The organism is Acidisoma sibiricum (assembly GCF_057837225.1).
This window is the reverse complement of sequence record NZ_CM174445.1, coordinates 457237-467500: the sequence shown is the minus strand read 5'-3', so window position 1 is coordinate 467500 and position 10264 is coordinate 457237. Positions and strand designations below refer to the sequence as shown.

The window sequence follows — 10264 nt, the reverse complement described above, 5'->3', positions numbered from 1 at the left end:
GGTGGATGCCTTGGCACCAGGAGGCGATGAAGGACGTGGCACGCTGCGAAAAGCCATGGGGAGCCGCGAGCAGGCGTTGATCCATGGATATCCGAATGGGGAAACCCACCCAGCGATGGGTATCCTAACCTGAATACATAGGGTTAGGAGGCGAACCCGGGGAACTGAAACATCTCAGTACCCGGAGGAAAAGACATCAACAGAGATTCCGTCAGTAGTGGCGAGCGAAAGCGGATCAGGCCAGTGGTTATAAGCGGTTAAGCAGAACGGTCTGGAAAGTCCGGCCTGAGCGGGTGATAGCCCCGTATGCGGTGAGGTTGCTTATAATCCTTGAGTAGGGCGGGACACGTGAAATCCTGTCTGAACGTAGGGGGACCACCCTCTAAGCCTAAATACTCCCTGGTGACCGATAGTGAACAAGTACCGTGAGGGAAAGGTGAAAAGCACCCCGACGAGGGGAGTGAAAGAGACCTGAAACCGGACGCCTACAAGCAGTCGGAGCCGCAACTGCGGTGACGGCGTACCTTTTGTATAATGGGTCAGCGAGTTTCTGTTTGCAGCGAGCTTAAGCCGGTAGGTGTAGGCGTAGCGAAAGCGAGTCTGAATAGGGCGACGAGTTGCAGGTAGAAGACCCGAAACCGAGTGATCTAGCCATGGCCAGGCTGAAGGTGCGGTAACACGCACTGGAGGGCCGAACCCACGCCTGTTGAAAAAGTCGGGGATGAGCTGTGGCTAGGGGTGAAAGGCCAATCAAACTCGGAAATAGCTGGTTCTCCGCGAAATCTATTGAGGTAGATCGTCGGGTGTTTACCCTGGGGGGTAGAGCACTGGATGGGCTAGGGGGGCCCAAAGCCTTACCAAACCTAACCAAACTCCGAATACCCAGAAGTATAGCCCGGCAGACAGACCATGGGTGCTAAGGTCCGTGGTCGAGAGGGAAACAGCCCAGACCGCCAGCTAAGGTCCCCAAGTTGTGGCTAAGTGGGAAAGGATGTGGGAATTCCAAAACAACCAGGAGGTTGGCTTAGAAGCAGCCATCCTTTAAAGAAAGCGTAATAGCTCACTGGTCTAATAGAAATCCTGCGCCGAAAATGTAACGGGGCTCAAGCCACACACCGAAGCTGCGGGTGTAGAGTGATCTACGCGGTAGCGGAGCGTTCTGTAGGCCTGCGAAGGGAGATGGGGTGACCCCTCCTGGAGGTATCAGAAGTGCGAATGCTGACATGAGTAGCGACAAACAGTGCGAGAAACACTGTCGCCGAAAGTCCAAGGGTTCCTGCGCAAGGTTAATCCGCGCAGGGTTAGCCGGCCCCTAAGGTGAGGGCGAAAGCCGTAGTCGATGGGAATCAGGTGAATATTCCTGAGCCTGCTGGAAGTGACGAATGCAAGATGTTGTCGGGGCTTATTGGATTGTCCCGGCTTTTTGCGCATTCCAGGAAATAGCTCCAGCATATAGACCGTACCCGAAACCGACACAGGTGGACTGGTAGAGAATACCAAGGCGCTTGAGAGAACCATATCGAAGGAACTAGGCAAATTGCTCGCGTAACTTCGGGATAAGCGAGACCCGTTTGTGGGCAACCATGGGCGGGTGGCACAGAGCAGGGGGTAGCGACTGTTTAGTAAAAACACAGGGCTCTGCGAAATCGAGAGATGACGTATAGGGTCTGACGCCTGCCCGGTGCCGGAAGGTTAAGAGGAGGTGTGCAAGCACTGAATTGAAGCCCCGGTAAACGGCGGCCGTAACTATAACGGTCCTAAGGTAGCGAAATTCCTTGTCGGGTAAGTTCCGACCTGCACGAATGGCGTAACGACTTCCCCACTGTCTCCGGTATGGGCTCAGCGAAATTGAATTCCCCGTGAAGATGCGGGGTACCCGCGGTCAGACGGAAAGACCCTATGAACCTTTACTGCAGCTTTGCAGTGGCATCAGGGGAGCACTGTGTAGGATAGGTGGGAGGCTTTGAAGCCCGGGCGCTAGCTCAGGTGGAGCCATCCTTGAAATACCACCCTGGGCGCTTCTGATGTCTAACTGAGACCGGTTATCCCGGTTCAGGACCCTGCATGGTGGGCAGTTTGACTGGGGCGGTCGCCTCCCAAAGTGTAACGGAGGCGCGCGATGGTGGGCTCAGGCCGGTCGGACATCGGCTGCTGAGTGCAATGGCATAAGCCCGCCTGACTGTGAGAGCGACAGCTCGATCAGAGACGAAAGTCGGCCATAGTGATCCGGTGGTCCCGCGTGGAAGGGCCATCGCTCAACGGATAAAAGGTACTCTAGGGATAACAGGCTGATCTCCCCCAAGAGTCCACATCGACGGGGAGGTTTGGCACCTCGATGTCGGCTCATCACATCCTGGGGCTGGAGCAGGTCCCAAGGGTTCGGCTGTTCGCCGATTAAAGTGGTACGTGAGCTGGGTTTAGAACGTCGTGAGACAGTTCGGTCCCTATCTGCCGTGGGTGAAGGAGACTTGAGAGGATTTGTCCCTAGTACGAGAGGACCGGGATGAACATACCTCTGGTGTACCGGTTGTCGCGCCAGCGGCACAGCCGGGTAGCTAAGTATGGACGGGATAACCGCTGAAAGCATCTAAGCGGGAAACCCACCTCAAAACGAGGTCTCCCTGAGGGTCGTGGTAGACCACCACGTCGATAGGCCGGATGTGAAAGCGCGGTAACGCGTTCAGCTAACCGGTCCTAATCACCCGATAGGCTCATTACACTCACCATCCTGCACAGCAATCATCCAAGCTTTTTGATTTTTGGCCCGCCGCCGCCTATCCAACCCGGCAGGCCAAAAATAGAGAAATGGAACCGCATAAACGCACATCCCTCTCTCTCGCTCGTTCATCGGCGCCTGCGCCGATGAAACCTCGCCAAACCCCGTTCACACACCACCATACAAAGGGTGGGTTGGACGACCTGGTGGCCATAGCGGGGAGCCTGCACCCGATCCCATCCCGAACTCGGCCGTGAAATTCCCCAGCGCCCATGGTACTGCGTCTTAAGGCGCGGGAGAGTAGGTCGCCGCCAGGTCTTCCAACCCACCCTTTGTCATACCTTCCCCTGCGCGCAAACCAACGCACGCAGCACCCCCGCGGGGTGGAGCAGCCCGGTAGCTCGTCAGGCTCATAACCTGAAGGTCACAGGTTCAAATCCTGTCCCCGCAACCAAATAGAACGAAGAATAGAAACATCCACCAGGCTTTCCGGAAGGAAGGCCGGGGGATTTTCGTTTGCAGAGACAGCCTGAAGCGACGCGCCTCTAAACGAAACCTCAGCGAAACCAGTATTGCGACTATCCCGGGCCCATGCCAGAACCACGGCAACTTTGCGCTATTCATAGTCTCTGCAAAGCACAGGCAGCCCACGCAGCATGAACAATCCGGTCATTCTTATCCCGTCGCGCCTGGCATCGACCCGGCTGCCACGTAAGCCCCTGGCTGACTTGAATGGCGAGCCCATGATTGTCGCGGTCTGGCGCCGCGCTATGGAGGCCGATATCGCTCCCGTCGTCGTCGCGACCGATACACCGGCGATTGCCGATGCCATTCGGGCTGTAGGCGGCACGGCGGTGATGACGGCTGAGGATCACCCCTCGGGCTCTGACCGCATCTTCGAGGCGTTGCTGCGTTTCGATCCAGAGGCGCGCCATGATGTTGTGCTGAATGTGCAGGGAGACTTGCCGTTATTGGCGCCCGCCACGATTTTGGCGGCGGCCTCCGTCCTGAATGACCCTGCTGTCGCGGTCGCCACGCCTGTGGCCGAAATCCATCGCGAGGAGGAACGGACCGCCCCGTCCGTCGTCAAGATGGTGGGCACGCCCTTGGGCGCGGGCCGGCATCGCTGTCTGTACTTTACACGCAGCGCCTGCCCCTGGGGCGATGGCCCGCTCTATCACCACATCGGCCTTTATGCCTGGCGCCGGGCCGCTCTCGCGCGTTTCATCCGCCTGCCACCCTCGCCTCTGGAGCAGCGCGAAAAGCTGGAGCAACTGCGCGCGCTGGAAAATGGCATGCGCATCGATGCCATTGAGGTGGGAGAGGTGCCGCTTGGCGTTGATACCCCCGAGGATCTGGAACGGGCCCGCGCCATGATGCGCTCTCAAGCGACCGTTTTGACGGCGCCGGGTCGAGGCCAAGAAGCCCTCGATAGTAAGTAATCCGAAAACGTATAGCTACACTCGCGGAATGCCGTAACTTCGGCAACGCGGCCTTCGCCAAAAGCCGAAGCCAGACTGTCCGACAACCCCTAGGCGGCCGTCGTCCTGGCTGCGTAGTTGTTTAGCCAAATGCCGAGGTTGCGCAGGACGCAATCTTCGAGGGCGTGTCGAAGCTTCCACTATTCTTGCGGCCGCGGCTCAGACAGACTGAGTGGGTCGCGATGCGACGCCAGCATGACGCCGCCCCGATCACCATCGGTGGCGCCCTAAGGCTTCCTGCCCCATCAGGCGTGGTGGAAGCCTTCAAGTTTCGTGATCCGAAAGGCTATACGTTGGAGCTGAGCCGCTGGCGGTCCGCACGGCTCCGTCGACCCGCGCTGGCAGCGCGCCGATACGGCATCGCTCTTTCTAGGTATCGATCATTCTGCAATCTTTGCGCAAGACACGGTCCTTAGCTTGGCCTTTTATGGACGGCTGGGCCAGGCAGTTGCGGTCCGCAACGCAATCAGGCTGTGAGCAAGACCGGCTTGATGGCGCCGCGGATGCTTGTACGGGTTCAATGTCCTTCACCCCGGAAGGCAGCCCACGCCGCAAGAGGTCGTGTCCCGGGAGTGGTGTAGGACCGCTGACTGGCTGCCGGAGCGGACCGCCAAGAGGCTGGCGTAGGAAGGCTGGTAGGTGGCCACCGCGATGATCTTGGGTAAGGGTTGGGTTGTCGAGACACAACCTGAACCTAAGGAGCATCACGATGACCGAGGACAAGATCGCGCTTCGCGCCCTTCTGGAGAAGGGGTCTGACGCTACATTCCTGCGCGAGATGATAGGTTTTGCGGCTCGGCGACTGATGCAGCTTGAGACTGACGGGCTGTGTGGTGCAGCGGTAGGGGAACGCACTGCCGAACGGCGCGATCAACGCAATGGCTATCGGGATCGCGATTGGGAGACGCGGGCGGGAACGGTGGAGCTTCGGGTCCCCAAAAAAGGAGTAATTCCATGAGGCAAGATAAGTCTCGGAATAATCGGTGGCTTCTGTCCGGCGCATGCGGCCTGGCTCTGCTCGCGGCGTCCGGCTCGGTCGCCTTGGCGCAGAACGTGCCCACCTCGGACGCAACCGCGCCGCAGGGTCCGGGTGCAGCGACGCAGGTGATCCAGCTCAAGCCTGGCCAGGAAGCGGGAACGCCGACGGTCATGCCCGCAGATACCGCCGGCAACCCGGCTGCGTCCACGCAGGACGCGCATTTCGTCTGGGCGGCATCCGCGACCAATCAGGCCGAGATCGTCCTCGGCAAGCTGGCGCAAGATCGCGGCCAGTCACCGAACGAGCAGAATTACGGGCGCATGCTGAAGGGTGACCATGGCAATGCCGAGCTCTGGCGCGGGAGCTATTTCCCGACCTTCCTGGAACCCTGCCGCTTGGCGGAGAAGGCTCTGACTCGGTCTTTCAGGAGGCCTATATCAGGGCATTTCGACCCGGTCGCTCGATGACCTGGTCAAGGCCATGGGGATGAGGGCATCAGCAAAAGCTAGGTATCCCGGCTTTGTGGCGAGATCGATGACCGCGTCGGCGCCTTCCCGCCCGATCGAAGGCGACTGGATGCTCGCAGGTTTCGTCCTCGGCATCGTCCACGCCCGCCTGGATGCGGTGGCGGTGCTGACCGGAACGGCCATCAAGACTGTCACTGCCGACGCCGGATATGCCTACGCCAAGCTCTACGCCGGCCTCGAAGTGCGCGACATCACCGCAGTGATCCCGGCTAAGACGGAGCCGATTCACAGCGCGGTCCCGATGCGTCGGTTTGGCTACGATGCCTTGAATGACGTGCTGAAGTGCCTGCGTGGCAAGAAGCTCAAGGCGGGTCGAGTGATCAAGCATGGCGCTTCTTCACCTCCCGCGCTCGGGATTGTCGTGGCTGCGACCTCGCGTATCTCTGTCTTTCAAAGGGGTGCGTGAACAAGGCCGTTGTGCTGGGCGACAATTATCCAGCCCTCCTACGCGCCCGGCGCCGGCGCGAGCGATGGTCGATGAGGACCGCTATCTCTACCAGCGGCACCGCTGGCACTCAGAGGGCTACCATGGCGAGGCGAAGACTTGGCATGCCTTTGCCCGCGCGGTTCACCGCGGCCTGGAGAACATGCGCGTCCAGGCCTTCCTAACGGTGGTGGCGATAAACCTCACACTGCCGGCCGCCGCCTTCATCCTGCCTTTGCTTTGTGCTTTTCCGCTCGTCTTGAATATCGCCAGGTCGTCCCGTGGCGCCTCGTGTCGATTTAATATCATTCCCCCGTCGCTGAACCTTGTTGACAGCTGACCCGTCGCGACCGTTCAAGAGCGGCTGTTTTCAACAGCCCTGCGTGTGTTTCATGCGCAATGGGCTGGCCGATGCGGGCAAGACACAGCGCAGCATCCTCTCAGCTTGGGTTGGCACCGCCTTCGCGCAGGACGACGCCACGGCTGCCCGCGAACAATGGCGCGATGTCGCCGATCAGATGCGGTCACGCGTGCCGACATTGGCCGGGCTGATGGACGCGGCGGAGCCGGACGTCCTTCCTATATGGCCTTCCCGTTCAGCACCGCGCGAAGCTACACCCGACGAACCCCATGTAAAGACTGAATGGTGAGATCAAGCGCCGGAGCGAAGTCGTCGGGATATATCCCAACGACGCCGCTGTGACGCCCCTTACTGGCAAGCCGTTGCTCGAACAAATTGACGAATGGTCCGTCCAATGGGCACGCTACATGATACTGGAAACCATCGCCTCACTGAGCGATGATGCCATTGTCAGCATGCCCGCACTGGTCAGCTGATCAGGCAGTCAACGCTGCTCGAGGGCACGCTCCTACACCACGCCGCGGGGCGCGATCTCACAACGCCCGCATATCTCACAGCTTGTAGAATTCTGATGATGTTTCTTAGTGCACATAAATTGGTCGATAGAGACCAACTTGCAGTGCGATCTTTCTCTTTTATGAAAAATGCTATATCTTGTGATCGGCCGCACCCGGATTATCACCAGGAAGATGCTACTATGCTATTTGTGGTTACCTTCGGCGCTTTACTTTTGATCGGGGGTGGTTTGCTATATCTAGTCCGCCTTTTACCGGCCATAACAGTGATCTTATTGCTTGTCGTGATTAATATTCTATATCACCGATATGTTGCCGCACCGACCTGTGGGTCCGATGACGTTACTTTTGCTGTTACCAGCAAGATATCAAAATTATTCCCTGGCGGAGTCGACATAAAAGACATCCGCACACTATCTGGGGGAGTATTTTCTGTACAAAATGAATGTGAAATGGCCGTAAGGCCAATTAGCAATGTCAATAGAAGAGAGTTTTTTTGGACAATAATTGACTACTCAACACGTCGGCCGGAGGGTAATAAAAATACGAATATTGAGGTGCAAATCGTAAGTCCGGCAGTCTTGGCATCCTCGAATGTGACAACAAAATAGAATGCTCCTGTTCTGTAATAGGTGCTGCAGGCATTGGACAGTCGATCTGTCTAGTATGCCGGGCTTCTCGTATTAAGGTGGTTGCAGGGGTTGAGCGGGGCGGCGATGTCGGCTCGAGGAAAAGCTGCGCGTCTTGGCGGAATTGGAGATGCCACGAGCCTCTGTCGCCGACGTCGCATGGCGGCACGATATTAGCCCTGGATTGCGGTAGGGGTGGCGCTCCCAGTCGCGCCAACGGTTGCGACCCGTGGAAGCTGGCACCGGATTTTTGCCTCCACACGTTGGCCCGGAAGCTATGACGGCGTTACCTCTGCAAAGAGCCAATCCGGGAACAGCTATAGACAGCACAATTGAGATCTAGCCCCCTGATGGGCCAACCATCCGGGTTGGCTTCAATGTTAATGTTGCGTCGCTACGTTGCGTGCCGAGATTTCCGGGGATGATCCCGTTCCCTCGGGTGTGCGGGTCTGGTTGGCGAAGGATGCCACTGACATGCGGCGCGACATGAACGGTTTGGCATTTTCAGGTCCAGGAAGGGCTTGGCTGCGATCCTTACGCTGGAGATCTCTATGTGTTCCGCTGCAAGCGCAGAGACTTGATCAAAGTCCTCTGGCATTCGCCAGTGGCGCCGAGGCGATGGTGACCCACCTCAAGCGTCGCCGCTGCGCCCGGGGCAGCCAAAGACCAGCCTCCCGCATCCAACTGCGGAGGGTCTCGCGAGGCACGTGGAGCTCATGGCGCGCCTCGAGCGCCTCAGACGCCAGCGTCGGGCCCATACACCCAGCATAATGCGCCTGCAGCAGCCCCAAAACATGCTCTCGCTCGGCAATTGGGCGGCGCCGATTGGAGGGACGGCCCTTTGGGCCGTGGTACCAAACCGGCCGCACCGGACCGCCCGTAACGCTCAACTAGGCGTCGCGTATGCCGCGCCGTCAGCCCCCACAGCGCCGCGCCGGAGGAAACCGTTCGATCGCCAGATCGGATCTCCGCCAGAACGCCAACACGATGCGGCTCGGGGTCGTTCATCAGCACCAACTCCATGCCAACCCCCAATCGAACCGGACCAAAATGGTCGGGGGAACAAGGACATTTCTATCCGGCTCAATGGGGACAATTCTATCGGACGCTTACAATTGTCCTGAATACTAAATGATGTTTCGTCTAGTGGAAACAATAAACGACCGCTTACTATTCAGCGATCCGAATTTCGAGGAGCGTCAATACAGCGCTGCTTGTGGTTATCAGCGAGCACAGTCACGGGCAAGGTTACTGATCTTCCCGATCATATAGAGGTTCTCAAAATGATAGCAGTTTAGTTGCTCCAATTTAGGTGATTTGCTAGAAATGGGTTCCAGTGCGGAGAGTTGGACTTATGTCAAATAATTTACAACGGGCTTTTAATTTGCTGGACCAAAATGACTTTAGTAATGCTATTGAAATAGCGAAAAATGCTCTCGAAGATGGGAGCGTTGAGCCACTCAAAGCAGGGGCCTTCGCCGAAAGGCTGCGTGCAGTTGGAAAATATGGAGATAGCATAAAATTTTTTGACTATGTACTAGAGAAAGATCCAACCAACGCGGATATTTTGATTGGCAAAACAAAGGCGCTATACGACCAGGATGACAAACTAAAAGCTGCGCACGCGATAGAGCCATTGGCAACAATTGCTAAAGGAAATAACGATCTCGAAATAAAACTTCTTAACACGTACGCTTATATAAGATCTTTTCATTTAGCCGAGGAAATGGCAGAAAGAATAATTAAGAGAGATCCAAATTGGTTCCCAATCAGACAAAGATTAGCACAGCTATATTTGGACCGAGGTCATTTTGTTCAAGCAAAAAATACTTTGGACAGCATTTTGGAACTCCATTCTCTTGAAAGCCAGGAATGGGCTTTTGTAGCTCGTTCTTATGCAAAAGTGCGCGATTTGAAAAGCGCATTAGAAGCTTCCCAGAAAGCCATTAGCTTGGCATCTCCGCCGGCTCTCGAAGAGCATTTCGCAAGAGCAGAAATCTTAATATTGTTAAACAAATTCAAAGATGCTAAGCAGGAGATTGACACTATTCGTGCTCATGTCGATCGGCTCGATGACCTTATTAGGTCGGCTGAGTTATACTTTGCCTCTAAGGATGAACGATCGGCCAAAGAATTCGCTCTGATAATTAATGACAAAATTAGTAACATTAAAATTCCGGTCAACGTGGCAACTCGCGTCGCGCTGGTATTTTACGCGTTGCAAGAAAATGAATTTTGCAGAATGATTTTAGCTAAAATAGCTATTGATGACATTTCAAATTTTTATGTGCTTAGGTCATTTCATAGTGCTTGTTTTGAGATGAAAGCTTACGATTTGGCGGAGAAATCCGCACGACATGCTCTTAAAATGTCTCCGTATGATCTATATTTTAAGGAGCAGGTTCTTAAATTGAGGATGCTAATGTCTCAATCTGTTGAGACCAGCCAGAGACGGCAAATCAGTTTTTGGTCTCGCCTTTTTATAAGACATGACCGGTAGCAGTACAGGCAATTGAGATCTATATTGTCTTTATCTGCCAGATAACAAGCGAACTTCTTCCCTTTAGGATCTATGTCAATCATAGACAATCCACGCTGCCAGGCGGAATCGTAGGAAGTAGCAATTCAACAA

Annotated in this window: 2 protein-coding genes, 1 tRNA gene, 2 rRNA genes and 6 pseudogenes (1 of these 11 cut by a window edge); all 11 read left to right on the top strand. The window is 56.0% G+C overall.

Annotated features, from left to right (window positions below):
- A 23S ribosomal RNA gene (locus AC3G7M_RS02190) occupies window positions 1–2718 on the top strand; it begins 22 nt to the left of the window's first position.
- Between the two features lie 200 nt (window positions 2719–2918).
- Window positions 2919–3033 (top strand): 5S ribosomal RNA (gene rrf, locus AC3G7M_RS02185).
- A gap of 60 nt (window positions 3034–3093) precedes the next feature.
- Window positions 3094–3170 (top strand) — tRNA-Met (locus AC3G7M_RS02180).
- 202 nt (window positions 3171–3372) lie between these two features.
- Window positions 3373–4158: a 3-deoxy-manno-octulosonate cytidylyltransferase gene (locus AC3G7M_RS02175; RefSeq protein ID WP_489214093.1), complete on the top strand. Its 786-nt coding sequence runs from the start codon at window positions 3373–3375 to the stop codon at window positions 4156–4158.
- A gap of 748 nt (window positions 4159–4906) precedes the next feature.
- A pseudogene (locus AC3G7M_RS02170) lies at window positions 4907–5137 on the top strand (transposase); the annotation flags it as partial.
- A gap of 14 nt (window positions 5138–5151) precedes the next feature.
- Window positions 5152–5463: pseudogene (locus AC3G7M_RS02165) on the top strand (hypothetical protein); the annotation flags it as partial.
- A gap of 60 nt (window positions 5464–5523) precedes the next feature.
- Window positions 5524–5746: pseudogene (locus AC3G7M_RS02160) on the top strand (transposase); the annotation flags it as partial.
- Between the two features lie 30 nt (window positions 5747–5776).
- Window positions 5777–6467 (top strand): annotated as a pseudogene (locus tag AC3G7M_RS02155) (transposase); the annotation flags it as partial.
- 28 nt (window positions 6468–6495) lie between these two features.
- A pseudogene (locus AC3G7M_RS02150) lies at window positions 6496–6964 on the top strand (transposase); the annotation flags it as partial.
- Window positions 6965–8182: 1218 nt separating this feature from the next.
- Window positions 8183–8257: pseudogene (locus tag AC3G7M_RS02145) on the top strand (hypothetical protein); the annotation flags it as partial.
- Window positions 8258–8986: 729 nt separating this feature from the next.
- The gene (locus tag AC3G7M_RS02140; RefSeq protein ID WP_489214092.1) at window positions 8987–10132 is read left to right on the top strand and encodes a tetratricopeptide repeat protein; all 1146 of its coding nucleotides are present in this window, start codon (window positions 8987–8989) and stop codon (window positions 10130–10132) included.
- The last annotated feature ends 132 nt before the right edge of the window (window positions 10133–10264 follow it).